This window comes from Lysinibacillus sp. PWR01, from assembly GCF_043359455.1.
Classification (GTDB): Bacteria; Bacillota; Bacilli; order Bacillales_A; family Planococcaceae; genus Lysinibacillus; species Lysinibacillus fusiformis_F.
The window spans coordinates 22,554-36,771 of sequence record NZ_JBHERJ010000038.1; the positions used below are offsets into that span (position 1 = coordinate 22,554).

General features: G+C 37.9%; 15 protein-coding genes. 5 read left to right on the plus strand and 10 right to left on the minus strand.

The window, feature by feature from the left end; genetic code table 11:
* Window positions 1-171 precede the first annotated feature (171 nt).
* From ACEVFT_RS05475 to mutY, 4 genes are all read right to left on the minus strand, one after another.
* The gene (locus tag ACEVFT_RS05475) at window positions 172-1,896 is read right to left on the minus strand and encodes an ABC transporter ATP-binding protein (protein ID WP_393948611.1); all 1,725 of its coding nucleotides are present in this window, start codon (window positions 1,894-1,896) and stop codon (window positions 172-174) included.
* A 204-nt stretch (window positions 1,897-2,100) separates the two neighbouring features.
* A complete protein-coding gene (gene ntdP, locus ACEVFT_RS05480) occupies window positions 2,101-2,649 on the minus strand; it encodes a nucleoside tri-diphosphate phosphatase (RefSeq protein ID WP_205445608.1) in 549 nt (182 codons plus the stop codon).
* Window positions 2,650-2,982: 333 nt separating this feature from the next.
* Entirely contained in the window at window positions 2,983-3,159 is a 177-nt protein-coding gene (locus ACEVFT_RS05485; protein ID WP_008173504.1) for a gamma-type small acid-soluble spore protein, read from the minus strand.
* Window positions 3,160-3,239: 80 nt separating this feature from the next.
* The gene (gene mutY, locus ACEVFT_RS05490) at window positions 3,240-4,289 is read right to left on the minus strand and encodes an A/G-specific adenine glycosylase (protein ID WP_205445610.1); all 1,050 of its coding nucleotides are present in this window, start codon (window positions 4,287-4,289) and stop codon (window positions 3,240-3,242) included.
* A 197-nt stretch (window positions 4,290-4,486) separates the two neighbouring features.
* Between mutY and ACEVFT_RS05495 the strand changes: the two genes are divergently transcribed.
* Window positions 4,487-5,473, plus strand: a complete 987-nt coding sequence (locus ACEVFT_RS05495; protein WP_205445612.1) for a metal-dependent hydrolase — start codon at window positions 4,487-4,489, stop codon at window positions 5,471-5,473.
* A gap of 35 nt (window positions 5,474-5,508) precedes the next feature.
* Here the strand turns inward: ACEVFT_RS05495 and ACEVFT_RS05500 are convergent, their stop codons facing one another.
* From ACEVFT_RS05500 to recX, 3 genes are read right to left on the minus strand one after another with little or no spacing between them, the layout of a single operon-like run.
* On the minus strand, window positions 5,509-5,778 hold the full coding sequence (locus tag ACEVFT_RS05500) for a YfhJ family protein (protein WP_205445613.1): 270 nt from the start codon (window positions 5,776-5,778) through the stop codon (window positions 5,509-5,511).
* The gene (locus ACEVFT_RS05505) at window positions 5,779-6,108 is read right to left on the minus strand and encodes a YfhH family protein (RefSeq protein ID WP_393948615.1); all 330 of its coding nucleotides are present in this window, start codon (window positions 6,106-6,108) and stop codon (window positions 5,779-5,781) included.
* Window positions 6,105-6,908, minus strand: a complete 804-nt coding sequence (recX, locus tag ACEVFT_RS05510; protein ID WP_205445617.1) for a recombination regulator RecX — start codon at window positions 6,906-6,908, stop codon at window positions 6,105-6,107. The genes ACEVFT_RS05505 and recX overlap by 4 nt, the downstream gene beginning before the upstream one ends.
* A 209-nt stretch (window positions 6,909-7,117) precedes the next feature.
* On the opposite strand from recX, the gene ACEVFT_RS05515 reads away from it, so the two are divergent.
* The 3 genes from ACEVFT_RS05515 to rlmD all read left to right on the plus strand — a co-directional run bounded on the left by ACEVFT_RS05515 (window position 7,118) and on the right by rlmD (window position 10,335).
* Entirely contained in the window at window positions 7,118-8,026 is a 909-nt protein-coding gene (locus ACEVFT_RS05515) for a TIGR01777 family oxidoreductase (RefSeq protein ID WP_205445619.1), read from the plus strand.
* Between the two features lie 67 nt (window positions 8,027-8,093).
* The gene (locus ACEVFT_RS05520) at window positions 8,094-8,918 is read left to right on the plus strand and encodes a polysaccharide deacetylase family protein (RefSeq protein ID WP_205445621.1); all 825 of its coding nucleotides are present in this window, start codon (window positions 8,094-8,096) and stop codon (window positions 8,916-8,918) included.
* A 37-nt stretch (window positions 8,919-8,955) separates the two neighbouring features.
* The gene (gene rlmD / locus ACEVFT_RS05525) at window positions 8,956-10,335 is read left to right on the plus strand and encodes a 23S rRNA (uracil(1939)-C(5))-methyltransferase RlmD (RefSeq protein WP_393948619.1); all 1,380 of its coding nucleotides are present in this window, start codon (window positions 8,956-8,958) and stop codon (window positions 10,333-10,335) included.
* Window positions 10,336-10,660: 325 nt separating this feature from the next.
* Here rlmD and ACEVFT_RS05530 read toward each other — a convergent pair whose 3' ends face one another.
* The gene (locus ACEVFT_RS05530) at window positions 10,661-11,296 is read right to left on the minus strand and encodes a hypothetical protein (RefSeq protein ID WP_393948622.1); all 636 of its coding nucleotides are present in this window, start codon (window positions 11,294-11,296) and stop codon (window positions 10,661-10,663) included.
* Between the two features lie 238 nt (window positions 11,297-11,534).
* Window positions 11,535-12,719 carry an MFS transporter gene (locus ACEVFT_RS05535; RefSeq protein ID WP_393948624.1) on the minus strand — a complete coding sequence of 395 codons (1,185 nt, stop codon included), beginning with the start codon at window positions 12,717-12,719 and terminating at the stop codon, window positions 11,535-11,537.
* 372 nt (window positions 12,720-13,091) lie between these two features.
* Here ACEVFT_RS05535 and ACEVFT_RS05540 point away from each other — a divergent pair, with 372 nt between their 5' ends.
* A complete protein-coding gene (locus ACEVFT_RS05540; RefSeq protein WP_016995373.1) occupies window positions 13,092-13,277 on the plus strand; it encodes an SE1561 family protein in 186 nt (61 codons plus the stop codon).
* A 40-nt stretch (window positions 13,278-13,317) separates the two neighbouring features.
* On the opposite strand, the gene ACEVFT_RS05545 is transcribed toward ACEVFT_RS05540, so the two are convergent.
* Window positions 13,318-14,118, minus strand: a complete 801-nt coding sequence (locus ACEVFT_RS05545; protein WP_342533453.1) for a YwqG family protein — start codon at window positions 14,116-14,118, stop codon at window positions 13,318-13,320.
* Window positions 14,119-14,218: the final 100 nt, after the last annotated feature.

Genomic DNA, 14,218 nt, shown 5'->3' on the forward strand with positions numbered 1-14,218 from the left:
TTAATATTCTGCAAATTACATAGAATTTCTACAATAATCGTCTTCGATAATAATTAAATCTTATAAAGAGATAATTTTTTACATTTATCAAAAAAAAATAGCCTTCCATTTTCAAAAAAATGAAAGACTTTTTTTAAAAAAATTTATAAATCGTGGAATTTACGTTAATTTTCAATCCAAATGCTGCACCTGGAATAAATTACAATATGTTCCTTGGCTGTCCATTAACTGCTCATGTGTTCCACTTTCGATTAATTGTCCATGATCGATGACAAAAATTTTGTCAGCATGGGTAATTGTAGAAAGACGATGCGCAATAATAATAGTCGTTCGTTCATGAGCAAGTTTGTCTAATGATTCTTGTATCAGTGCTTCACTTTCTAAGTCTAACGCAGAAGTAGCCTCATCAAGGATTAAAATCGGTGGATTTTTTAAAAACACACGTGCAATGGCAACCCGTTGTTTTTGTCCGCCGGATAGCTTTACTCCTCGTTCTCCAACCTTTGTGTCATAACCATTAGGCAGACTCATAATAAAGTCATGGGCATTTGCTGCTTTCGCTGCTTCGATGACCTGTTCATCTGTTGCATCTGGTCTCCCCATTAAGATATTCTCTTTGACAGAATCACTAAAAAGTATATTATCTTGCAGGACAATACCAATTTGCGATCGTAACGAATGTAAAGTGACGTCTCGTACATCATATCCATCAATGGTCACTTTCCCACTTGTTGTATCGTAAAAGCGAGGAATTAAACTGATAATCGTGGACTTACCACCACCACTCATCCCTACAAAGGCAACAGTCTCCCCGGGATTAATCGTTAAATCGATAGCATTTAAAATAGGAGAACCAGTTTCTTCGTATTGGAAGGCTACATTGTGAAAGCGAACCGCTCCATTTGCGCGTGGGAGTTCACGAGCGTAGTCCTTATCTTTCACTTCATAAGGCTCGTCTATTAAATCAAACATTCGATCCATTGAAGCGATAGACTGTGTTAAAGTGGTGGAAGAACTAACAAGACGACGAAGTGGACCATACAGACGTTCAATATAAGCTATAAAAGCAACCATTGTTCCAACTGAAAGTGACCCATTTATTACTTGATAGCCCGCATAGGCTATCACTAACAATGGTGCAACATCCGTGATTGTATTTACGACAGCAAATGATTTTGCATTCCACTTTGTTTGATCAAGTGCTTTTTCTAAAAACTCGCCGTTTGCTGAATCGAACAATTTTTGTTCATGCTTTTCTAAAGTAAAGCTTTTAATAATGCTCATACCAGCTACACGTTCGTGTAAATAACTTTGTACACCTGCAAGTGCTTGAGAACGTTTCCGTGTTAAATCCCTCAATTTTCCAAAAAAGTACTTCACACTGAATGCATAAAATGGAAATGCGATTAACGCTACTAGTGTTAGCTTCACATCCATTGTTAGCATAATGGCAATTGCAATTACTATCGTCGCAAGATCCAACCACACATTCATTAAGCCCGTCATAACAAAGGTCTTCGTTTGCTCAACATCATTAATAACCCTTGAAATAACATCACCTGCACGTGTATTGGCATAGTATCTTAAGCTTAGGCGCTGTAAATGTGCATAAATCTCCTTACGAATATCGAACAGCACCTTATTACTAACGTGTTGTGCATAATATTGTCGATAGTACTCAATAGGTGGACGGATAATAAAGAACACAATAATAGTTCCACCCAGCCAATAAAATAGCTCTCTTGTTTTTTCTACATCTGTTAAGTCATCTGCTGCAATAATGTCGTCCAATACAATCTTAATGAGCAGTGGAATGAATAAAGGAATAGCAAATTTTACTATACCAATGATAATCGTTAAAATAATTTCCCATGTATATGGTTTTACAAAGCGCATATATCGCTTTATGCTTCCCAATTTATCATCACATCCTTACAAAAAGAAACAGGCATTCGATGATGAATGCCCTAAGTATTATAGCAATATTTCGATTAGAATACAGTTATGATGACTTTATAGCGAACTATTTTACATTTGCCTTTACAGCTCTCTGATTCCCTCCAATAAAAAAACACCTATTAGTTAAACTAATAGGTGTCATTAACGATCATCTGACTGCATATCAAGCTGGAACTTGTAACGATTTGTCCAGACATCGATGAAATCGGGTGCAAATGGTCCTCTTTTTTGTTGAATCCAGCTTATTAATTTATCGACATTGCGCTTTAAAATCTTATCTATGACATCAGGATAAGACATTTCCTTACGATGGAGCTCATATTCATCCTCGTCTAAAAGGGTATAAGACATGTCAGGAAAAACTTTAATATCTAAATCATAGTCGATATATTTAATGGCATTATTATCGAAAACAAATGGTGAGCTTAGATTGCAATAATAATACACACCGTCTTCACGTAGCATACAGATGATGTTAAACCAGTGTTCCGCATGGAAGTAGCAAATAGAGGGCTCTCTCGTTAGCCATGTACGACCATCGGATTCTGTCACAAGTGTCCGTTCATTCGCACCGATTACGATATTTTTCGTTCCTTTTAAAACCATCGTTTCTTGCCAAACACGGTGGATACGGCCATTGTGCTTATAACTATGTATTTGTATCGTTTCTCCTTCTACCGGTAATGCCATTTTGTTAGCCCACCTTTTCGTCTATGCTACCTAAATCTAGCAGTCTCTAGTATATTATAGCAATGTGTACGCGAAAGGTGTAGTTAGAAAACCACAAATTTCACTACGCTATTTTGAATTTGTATAAAATTTAGTCAATTATAAGCGAATTTTATTATAATGTCAGCTTTGATGGGATTTTTTAGTTAATTCCGCAAATATTCCACTTCTAGAGGATTTCCTTTACAGCTGACGATTTACTTAACTGAACAATTTGAAAGGGGCTGTCTTTTTCATCTTTTCGGATTTAAGACAGCCCCTTAGAGGTAAATGCAATTATGCAGTTACAAAGTGTTACTCACCTAAATCTTGGTTAGTTTTAGAGAAACGACCTGAAGCTGGAGCTTTCTTTTGCTCTGCTTTCGCATTTTGCTTTTGCACTTCATTTACGTCCGTCTCATAACCAAACTCTTCACTTTGACGTTGCATGTTTTTATTCGGTTGGAAATTTTGGTTGTTTTGTTTTTTCATCCTTCATTCACCTCCACGCTAGTTATTGTGTACGGAGATGACGACTTTTATGCTCATGAATTGATTATTTTAAGAAGGTTTTATTTTCCTGCTGTTTGCTTTTTTACTTCTTCCCAAATTTTTAGCATCGGAACAGGCATCGGCAAAAGTTCTATTTGCTCACGACTTAGCCAATCACCCAGTTCAGCGGATTCGCATTTTATATAATAGCTATTTATATGCCAAGTTAAATGTGAAAAAACATGTTTAAATGTAAGCAGCTCCTGTTTGGCCTGTACATTTTCTGTACATTCCTTTGTATAGTTTTCTGCTGAAATTTGGCTCGTTTCCATCATGGGAAATTGCCATAGATTAGCTAGCAGGCCTTCCTCAGGACGTTGTTGCATTAAAAATTGTCCATTGTCATTTTCATATACGAGTACATCATATGTGAGATGCTTCATTTTTGTTTTTTTTGATTTGACAGGTAATTTTTCTGGTTCTCCCTCATTAAAAGCCGTGCAATACTCTCTGACTGGGCATAATAAACATTTTGGAGAGGTAGGTGTACAAATAAGTGCACCCAGCTCCATTAAGCCTTGATTAAATGATGAAGCATGATGAGGATCAATTAGTTCCTCAACCGCCACTTCAAAAATCTTCTTCGTTTTTGGAAGAGCTATATCATCATGTATATCAAGCACCCTACTGAGAACTCGCATAACATTACCGTCAACTGCATGTTCAGGCTTATTATAGGCAATACTTAATATAGCGCCTGCAGTATAGGGACCAACACCTTTTAATTTAGATATTTCATGGCGATTGTCAGGTACTATACCGCCGTAATTTTCTAAAACCTCACGAGCACCTGCTTGTAAATTGCGAGCACGGGAATAATAGCCAAGACCTTCCCAATGCTTTAATAAGTATTCTTGTGGTGCTTCCGCCAGCAAATCTAATGTTGGAAAACTTTCCATAAAACGATTGTAATAAGGAATAACTGTGTCGACACGTGTCTGTTGCAGCATCACTTCCGATACCCAAATCTTATAAGGGTCCGTTGTGTGTCTCCACGGCAAATCACGTTTCTCCGTGTTAAACCAGTCGACTAAAGATTGTCGAAATTCTGTTACATATGGGTAATTCACAGTGACCTCCGTTGTTTTTACGATTTAATTTATGATGAAAAGGGTATACAATAAAGAAAAGAATATTCGTGTATACTCGACAAAAACCGTCTCTTTTACACGAATGTCAGAATATTTCAATATACCTTTTATCATTTTCGAAATAAAGTTGTATGCACATTGTACTCGATTTTAATGCATACTAGGAGTGGATATTTTTGGATTCAGGTACACATTTCGTTATGGGTATAGCCCTTGGCGGTCTTGCATTAGCCGACCCTGTAGTAGCCGATCATTCAATGACTTTTACAGCAGTAATGGCAGGTACAATTATTGGCTCACAAGCTCCAGATGTCGACACTGTGTTAAAACTACGTAATAACGCCATCTATATTCGACATCACAGAGGAATTACACATTCACTACCAGCTGTAGCTATTTGGCCTATTTTAATTACAATTGTTTTATCACTTATTTTGCAAGACGTAAATGTGTTTCATTTATGGCTTTGGACATTTTTAGCTGTTGGTCTTCATGTCTTTGTTGATATTTTTAATGCGTATGGTACGCAAGCAATTCGACCATTCTCTAGAAAATGGGTTGCGTTAGGTGTCATTAATACCTTCGATCCCATTATCTTTTCATTACATTGTGTTGGTATTGTGTTATGGGCATTCGGTACAAATCCAGTATGGACATTTAGTATCATGTATATGGTTATCGTGATTTACTATATTTTACGATTTGCCGTTCAAAAAGCGGTAAAAAATGCCGTGCATCATACTATTCAAGATGAAGAATATGTCATTGTAGCGCCTACTATGCGCTTCTTCCACTGGCGTATCGCAGCCAAATCTAAAACACATTATTACGTTGGGCGTGCATATGGAAGGACTGTTAATATTTACGATAAATTCGAAATTAAGCCTTTACCTAAAACTGCGCTTATAGATGCCGCAATGAAAGATCCTAACTTAGCTGCATTTGTGTCCTTCTCTCCAATGTACCGATGGGAGATTTCAGAGCTTGAAAACGGCCTAATAGAAGTAAGGCTAATCGATTTGCGTTACCGCAGTGACAATCGCTATCCTTTCGTGGCTGTTGCACATTTAAATGATGATAATGACATCGTTACGTCTTACACAGGCTGGATCTTTACAGAAGATAAGCTTCAGAGAAAACTACAAATTGGCGCAAGTAATTAAGCAGTAAACCCTGACCAAGACTGGTCAGGGTTTTATTATTGTGCCATATCATCACTAGCATCTAGTAAATGTATATACTTCGGATTACGTCCTGCAAATGCGTGTAATTTATCACCGTAGCTAGCAATTAATTGACGAACAAGATTTTCTGTATACGCTGCTCCACGATAATCATACCCTGCTTTTGCGGCAGTTGATTCAAAGTCACTCCATAGCAATTCCACCCAAACCCGTGCCCGTCCAACAGACATCTGTGGATTCTTTGCTAATAACTCTGCTGTTAATTTTTCAATTTTCTCATCCATTTATTTGCCCACCTTTACAGGGGAAAGGATAGATACTGGTAATGCCTCTTGGTACTTGTCCCCGCCTAAACGGTGTCCCCAAGCAAAACGTCCCTTTAAATAATCTACTTGGAAAAACTCATTATCTGAACCATCAATACGATACATTTCTCCTGAAACGATCGTATTCAGATCCACCAAATAAGCCGCAGCCATTAAAGCTTTGCGCTCATAAACAGCAAACTCATTGATAATTCCTAGCTGTTCTGCCTTTCGAGCTTTCTCTTTTAGAAAAGCAATTTCCTCTCGCAGTTCATGCTCAGACATAGCTGCATAATTTTTTTCACTCATTCTTCATTCTCCTTCTCTTCAATAAAACAATCTATTACTTCTATAGGAAAACCCTTTTGATAGAGCGCCTGTTTAACCTTCATTTTTAGCTCATAACCAGTATACTTCGATACGTACTTTTTCCAAACTTTTTCGCCTTGAGTATCTAACAACTGCTGCCAGTTGTCATCATCCTGCGCTATCTCCACTTGGCTAAGCACCTCTTCCACGATCGAAAATGCATACCCTTTTCTTAAAAGAAAATCCTGGATTTTGGTCTTTATTTGGGTTGGCGTTTTCTTATTCTCTGAGCGAATAATTTTCTCCGCTAACTGCATTGCCAGTTTTAATTGTTCCTCAAAACTATATGTAGCAAGCACCTCATCCTGCAAGTTTTTCTCAATGCCCTTTTTAATCAAGTCTTGTCTAATGGCTCTTGGTCCTTTTTTCATCGTAGCTTTCTTAGTATCAAGTAATGCCTTCGAATAGTTTTCATCATTAATAAAGCCATAGGATTTTAACTTTTGGATTGCCTCTAACACCACAGCTTCTCCAAATTCTAATGTGAGTAGTTTTTTCTTTACCTCATGCTCACTTCGCATTTGATAAGAGAGAAAGTTTAATCCCTTATTAAATGCCTTACGTATCTCATCTTCATAGGCAATCTCCTGGATTTCGAATTCATCGAGCACCTTCCCCTTTGTTAAACCGAACTGAATGAGAATGGCTTCATCAACCGGAAAAGCATATTCTTCATTTAAATAGATATTATAGCGTTCAGGATTGTTTTTTTGACGTGCAATTTTCGTAATCATACGCATAGCAAACACCTCACTATTGTCATTATAGCATTTCTTTATGGGGTTTCTGATATTTAGCGCGAGTATTTTGCCTTCATTCGCGAGTATTCACTTCCCTTCCGCGAGTAATTCTCATGCTCTGCAATTAATGCCTAAAGATGTTTACTTTCTTGTTACATGATAAACTTATTAGGAAGCGTTTTTATTCGATTAGAAAAGAGGTGCTTGTTATGAAAATCGTTATTGCAGGTGGCACTGGCTTTGTTGGAAAGGCACTTATAAAGCTATTGCAGAACAATGGACATGACCTTTTTGTCTTAACACGTCATGAGTCAAAACTAGAAAATGGCGTTCACTATGTACAATGGCTGCAGCAGCACGAGCAACCTTTGGCAATATTTGAAGATGTGGATGCCTTTGTGAATTTAGCAGGTGTTTCATTAAATAATGGTCGTTGGACAAAAAAACAAAAGAAAGCTATCTATTGGAGCCGAATGAATGCAACATTGGAATTAGTACGCATAATGGACATGCTCACGATAAAGCCAAAAGTACTTGTCAATGCTAGTGCAGTTGGTATATATCCTACTTCCACTCAAGCCATCTATAATGAAGATTTTACAGATTATGCAACTGATTTTTTGGGCACTACTGTTCATGATTGGGAACGACATGCGAAACGAGCAGAAGCGTTAGGTATACGTGTGGCTCTTGCACGCTTTGGTGTCATCTTAGGGAGAGATAGTGGTGCACTTCCACCCATGCTATTGCCCTATCAAATGCATGTAGGTGGAACGATTGGTTCTGGAGAGCAGTGGCTTTCATGGGTACATATTGAAGATGTAGCACGTGCAATTTATTTCGCTATTACAAATGAAAATATTCACGGTCCATTTAATATAACAGCGCCGCACCCGATGAGAATGAAGGAATTTGGTCAAACGATTGCAGAAGTCATGGACAGACGTCATTGGCTACCTGTTCCTAGCTTTGCGATGCGTTGTGCTCTCGGCGAACAAAGCACACTTGTACTAGAAGGACAACATGTGCTGCCAACCCTTTTAGAACAACAACATTTTATATTTAAATACCCTTATTTAAAGCAAGCACTTGAAAATTTGTTAAAGGCTCAAGATTAGAAAAAATTAAGTTGGATAATTTTTTTATTAATTACGCATTCTAATGAAAAAGAAAGGATGCGTTTTTATGTGGAAACAACATATAGTAGGTGCGGTAATTGCTACTTTTATTATTGCCGCAGGAATTAGCTTTAATCCATATTTTGCTGCTGGTTCTGATGAGCATCATTGGGGCTTTAAGCGAGCTAAAAACGGTGAACAGGCAGAGGCAGGGGCACAGCTCGATCAGTTACTCGACAAATATGGTGCGATTTATAAAGGGAAGGCAGATAAAAAAATTGCTTATTTAACATTTGATAATGGCTATGAAAACGGCTTTACTGAAAGTATTTTGGATACATTGAAAAAAGAAAATGTACCTGCAACTTTCTTTTTAACAGGCCATTACTTAGACAGTGCCAGCGATTTAGTGAAACGCATGGTGAAGGATGGTCATATCATTGGGAATCACTCATATGGTCACCCTAATATGGCACGACTCTCACAGGATGGCATACGTGCCGAATGGAGAAAGTTTGATGGCAAGTTACGTGAACTGACAGGCATCGATCGTACCACATATGCTCGTCCACCTGAAGGTATTTTTAATGCAAAAGTGTTAGAGGTGGGCAATGCTGAAGGCTATCGTCATATTTTCTGGTCTGTGGCCTTCAAGGATTGGATGAAGGATGAGCGTCGTGGTGCAGATTATGCTTATAATGCACTTATGGAACAATTGCATCCAGGTGCCGTTATTTTAATGCATACAGTGGCACAGGATAATGCAGAAGCTTTACCAATGTTTATTGCAGAAGCTAAAAAACAGGGTTATACCTTCTTATCGCTTGACGATTTAGTATTAGAATATGAAGATTTCCCTGTTGCTTTGCAATCGCCTGCTCCTTCGTTATAATGGGGAGATGACATTATAGAGCAGGGACGTGGAATGTTTGACACAGCAAACAACAATGACCGTGGGACAAAAATTCCCACTCACAATAAAAAGGCTAGGCATTAATGGTGAAGGTGTAGGATTTTATAAACGTAATGTGGTATTTGTAAAGGGAGCTATTCCTGGAGAAGAAATCACAGCTCAAATAACGAAAACACAGCGTAATTTTGCTGAAGCAGAGATTTTAGCCATTCGTAAAGCTTCAAAGCATCGTCAGGAAGCACCTTGTCCAGTGTACGATGACTGTGGCGGCTGCCAGCTTCAGCATATGACATATGACAAACAGCTAATAGAAAAGCGTGACATTGTTATGCAAGCATTAGAGCGTTATGCCAAACCTTTAGTTGAAACGATTGAAGTGCGAAAAACACTTGGTATGGATGACCCTTGGCATTACCGTAATAAAAGCCAATTCCAAGTGCGTAAAGAAGGCAAGCGTGTTTACGCAGGTTTATTTGCTGAAGGAAGCAATAAGCTGTTAAACATTAATGATTGTCTTGTTCAGCACCCCATTACTTCTAAAATTACCGTAGCCACTCGAAAAATTTTACAAAAGCTAAATATCACTATTTACGATGGTCGTACGCTAGATGGTTTAGTGCGTACGATTGTTGTACGTACAGGGATTCGTACAGGTGAGACACAAGTCGTTCTTGTCACAACACGAAAAGAAATCCCTCATTTAGCTGAATTGATTACACGTATTAAAAAAATCGATCCAAGTATTGTATCCATTGCACAAAATATTAACCGTGAAAAAACATCATTAATCTTCGGTGATGAAACCATTGTACTTGATGGCAAAGAAACAATTCATGAAGAGCTTGGCGAATTGGCTTTTGATTTATCAGCACGCGCCTTCTTCCAACTAAATCCAACACAAACAGTTCATCTTTATGATGAAATTAAAAAGGCTGCTGCTTTAACAGGAAAAGAAACAGTAGTTGATGCATACTGTGGCGTTGGCACAATTGGACTATGGTTAGCAGATCAAGCGAAAGAAGTTCGTGGAATGGATGTCATTCCTGAAAGCATTCAGGATGCTCGTAAAAATGCTCGCAACCATGGCTTCAAGCATACGAAATATGCGGTTGGTACAGCGGAAAGTGTCCTAGCAAAATGGCGCAAGGAAGGATTTACTCCAGATGTGATTACGGTAGATCCACCACGCACAGGACTAGCACCTGAATTTATTCGAACAGTCCTTAAACTAAAACCTAAGCGTTTTGTTTATACCTCTTGTAACCCATCCACTTTGGCAAAGGACTTACAACAGTTAGCGAAGCTTTATGATGTTGAGTATATTCAGCCAGTCGATATGTTCGCACAGACTGCGCAGGTGGAATGCGTGGCGAAACTTGTTTTAAAAAACAAATGATATGAAAAGGACGTCTCCCTAGGAAACGTCCTTTTTCTAATGCACAGCACAAGCTGCCTGGTGGATGATGGATGGTCCAGAAAAGTCGATACCTTAACCGATATCCCAGGATTTAAATGATTTTTAAATGTTAAGCTTTCAGCTTTTATCAAAAGAACTTTGACACGTAAGCTTTGTACTTTCATCTTTCACCTTTGAGCTTTCAAATCAGTTTAGTTGAAAGTTACCATTTGTGTAAGGCATGTTTTACGTTTTAACTCGCACACATGCCTTGAAGCGCGAGCGACTTTTCGTTTTCCATTTTCGCTAGGCCATGCAAATCTTGTTAAACTTGCACTTCAATAAAGGTTGTAGCATTCGATTCTGATAAGACAGCGTCAACCTCTGTTTCAAATTCTTCAATCCGATTGCTCAATCTCTCTATTTGCTGTTTGGCATTTAGGGGGTCAATGATTTCAAACTCATTTCTTTTCATAAATGTTTCGGTATGTAATTTGACTTCCTCTGGCGATTGTTTATCTTTATTGCCCAATATGTTAATTAAATAGGTTTCCAGTTTTCCAGGTAATGCATCATTTTCTTTGGCAACGGTATTGATTGCTGAGCGGTGCTGATGCTGTATAATTTCTAGCAAATTCTTTTCGTATTGAATGGATTGTTTCCGCTCAATTGCCTCAGCTACAGTCATTTCCTCCTTGCCCACCATCACCTTCGTGTTTGCGTTGGACTGCACAACTAGCGCTTTTATTTTATTTCGATAGCTCATTAAGCCTACTACTTTATCATAGGATGCTTGCATTTGCTTTTCATATTCATGAATGTCTACACCATTAATTCTACGATTGCTTTTTCGATTAGCTACGACTGCGCTAACCTCATTTGTGGCTGCTTCAATTCGTAGATTCAGCATCTTTAATTCTGTTAAGGCACGGTGGATAGATAGCTTTTTTATTTCGGTCATAATAAAACCTCCTTTTTAAGCAAGTGTTCTTTCATTATAAATAGAAAGATGAATAATGTCCAAAATTCCCCATTTTCTTTTTTATTGATTTCATTAGAACAAGCCTGTATAATAACTTTCTAGGTGCCAAACCTATGTAACTTGGACGGAACATCCTTGTTACGCCAAAAAACGCCATAACAGCACGGATTTGCTGGGCGTTTTTTGTTTTTTGAGCGGGAGATGAGCCCCGCTCTTTTTATTTTGCCATCGTTGTTTGTTGATGCTTTTGGCGTCCAAATATAAGTAAAATTATTGCAACAGCTAGCAAAAGCATTGCCACTAGTAAAAGGAAGCTATAATTTTTTACATATTCTAAATAAACCCCACCTAAAAATGGCCCTGTTAAACTACCAATACTTAAAGCAATTCCACAAAGTAAATTCCCCGTAGGCAGTAGCTCCTTTGGTGTCAAATCAGCCATAAATGTAATCCCTAAAGAAAACATCGAGCCAACTAGCGTACCCGTTAAGAAAAAGGCGACAGCCACAGCGAATTGTGAATGCTCTAAAAAGCTTGCAATCGCGAACATAATTGCTCCACCAAATGACCCAATCATCAAAATATTCCTTCTCCCTACTTTATCTCCTAGTGCACCAAGCGGCACTTGCGTTAAAATACCACCAAATGTAAACACAGATAAAATGATAGGAATCATGCCGACTTCAAAACCTTTGCGTAATGCATAAACAGGGAATAAGGCATTTAACGAAGATTCCAAAAACCCGTAAACGAAAGGACCTAAAAAGGCAATCCACCCAAATAAGATAGCCATTTTATACCGTTGCCATCCTCTGGCATTTAAGTCACCTGTTAAACGCTCAGGCTTTTCATTTTGTAAGAAAAATACAAAGGACCATGCAAATAGGCACATAATCGAAGATACGATAAACGGTAGGGCTTCAGCAATTTCAATTAGCTTCACCATCAGTGGTCCAACGGCAAAACCTATGCTAAATGACAAGCCATAGATGGCCATTCCCTTCCCTAAGCTTTTATGATCTGCTGTACTTGTAATCCATGTTTGTGTTGCATAATGCAGGGCATGATCGCCAACACCAATTAATAAACGAAGGACAAACCAAAAAGTCACACTTTTCCATAAAGGAAATGCAAGTAAAGACGCAAAAACTAGTGCTCCACCAATTAAAATAATCGGTTTATAGCCCCACCTGCGTAAGGGCTGCTCGATAAATGGTGAAATTAGTAATGTTCCTATGTATAAGCCAGTTGCATTCAAGCCATTCAATGCAGAGGATACCCCATCTCGTTCAAATATTATCGAAATAAGCGGTAATAGCATTCCTTGTGAAAAGCCTGATATGGATACAATTAATACTAAAATGGTAAATCTTTTTTTGCAGTAATCTGAGAAGTACGTCATTTTTTCCTCCAACATCAAGTCATTCTTCCAAAGAACAGCATACCAAAAAGCCTTAGCGCTCACCACATGTGATTTTACGCTAAGGCCTAACTAATACTTATCCTCATTTAATTGTATAAACACGAATTTCGGCTTTTGAGTATTACCGAGTACTTGTTTAAACTCCCTCCTTTTCGAGTTAGCGTTGCAAATGACTTTTTTTCGATCAGCTCCTTTACTTTATCTTAAAACAACTTTAACATACATCTTCAATATTGTAAATATTCTGTCTATTGTTTTTTGAAATTAATCTTTTAGTCCTAGGTGTTTACCTAAACATTGAAATTTAAGCTCAAATCAGCTACGATGAAAGGGATGAAATGAGGTGTACGAATGTCAAAGCCAATCACTGATAAAGAGCAGCAAGTAACCTATTTAAAAGAGCGTCTTGAGATGTTTTTAGAAGTATTAGATGCCCTTGACCCTGAAACAGCTGAGTTAGAAGATATTGATCGCTTAATCCAAATGATGGATGATTTAGAGGACAAAATGGAGCAGTTTCATGCTCGTGAACAATAATGAATAATAAACAAGCGAGCATCGTGTGCTCGCTTGTTTTTTAATGGCAATCCCAATTATAAAGTACCTTGCTAAAATCTTTATTGATTAACTCTTCCTCTGTGATAAAGAAATTGCCTACACCACAATCGCCCCAAAGAATATTATCGCCGATACTATCTATCTGTAACAGCATAATGATTGAATCTGTATAATCACCGTATGCTCGTGGATCTTCTTGCGTAAAGAATGGATATCCCCCTATTTTATGACCATCACCAGTCATAGCATCATAAAAGCCGTCTTCTAATGCCTCGTCATTCTCCAAAGCTGTTAAGATACTTGCGTACATGTCATTGCTTCTAAAATCATCAATCGACATCGGTTCAACATCTGCCTTAAAGGATAATGCCATTTCACGCTCCACGGGAAAATATAGTTCCTCATCATCTATTTCTACAAATGAAAAGTCTTGAATAAGCTGTGCTTCATCTTGCGTAATTTGTTCATGGAAAATTACACGAAAGCCTTCTTGATTTTGCCCATTATCAAAATCCATTCCTAAAACATCGTCATAACCATCAATATAAAACTGCAGTATTCCCTCTTCTGGGAAATGGGGTAGGTGCTTTGGTACCTCTGCAAAGTTAATTTGAGCTAATAGCTTTAACGGTTGTCCCTTCGTATTTTTTGGATATTCCATCGCCAACGGAAAATAAGGATCTCCTGCAAACTTACTTTGAAACAAAGATGTTTTACTTATCTTCGTATCAACCAATACAACAGGCTTCACTGTTCCTTCTATTAACGGTCTATATTGTTCAAACGCTTCTGGTATTTCAAGTAATGTTTTAGCAGCCATACAAGTTCCTCCTAATAATGGATTTATCCTCATTTTAGAACAAACGTTCTATAAAATCAATACTCTCCTACCAAATAAGGACTCTTTTTTTCATTAGTTG

Coding starts and splice junctions, on each gene's coding strand:
- ACEVFT_RS05475 (WP_393948611.1), bottom strand. CDS start 1,896: ATGCGCTTTGTAAAACCATATACATGGGAAATTATTTTAACGATTATC.
- ntdP (WP_205445608.1), bottom strand. CDS start 2,649: ATGGCATTACCGGTAGAAGGAGAAACGATACAAATACATAGTTATAAG.
- ACEVFT_RS05485 (WP_008173504.1), bottom strand. CDS start 3,159: ATGAAAAAACAAAACAACCAAAATTTCCAACCGAATAAAAACATGCAA.
- ACEVFT_RS05500 (WP_205445613.1), bottom strand. CDS start 5,778: ATGGATGAGAAAATTGAAAAATTAACAGCAGAGTTATTAGCAAAGAAT.
- ACEVFT_RS05505 (WP_393948615.1), bottom strand. CDS start 6,108: ATGAGTGAAAAAAATTATGCAGCTATGTCTGAGCATGAACTGCGAGAG.
- recX (WP_205445617.1), bottom strand. CDS start 6,908: ATGCGTATGATTACGAAAATTGCACGTCAAAAAAACAATCCTGAACGC.
- ACEVFT_RS05515 (WP_205445619.1), top strand. CDS start 7,118: ATGAAAATCGTTATTGCAGGTGGCACTGGCTTTGTTGGAAAGGCACTT.
- ACEVFT_RS05520 (WP_205445621.1), top strand. CDS start 8,094: ATGTGGAAACAACATATAGTAGGTGCGGTAATTGCTACTTTTATTATT.
- ACEVFT_RS05530 (WP_393948622.1), bottom strand. CDS start 11,296: ATGACCGAAATAAAAAAGCTATCTATCCACCGTGCCTTAACAGAATTA.
- ACEVFT_RS05535 (WP_393948624.1), bottom strand. CDS start 12,719: ATGACGTACTTCTCAGATTACTGCAAAAAAAGATTTACCATTTTAGTA.
- ACEVFT_RS05540 (WP_016995373.1), top strand. CDS start 13,092: ATGTCAAAGCCAATCACTGATAAAGAGCAGCAAGTAACCTATTTAAAA.
- ACEVFT_RS05545 (WP_342533453.1), bottom strand. CDS start 14,118: ATGGCTGCTAAAACATTACTTGAAATACCAGAAGCGTTTGAACAATAT.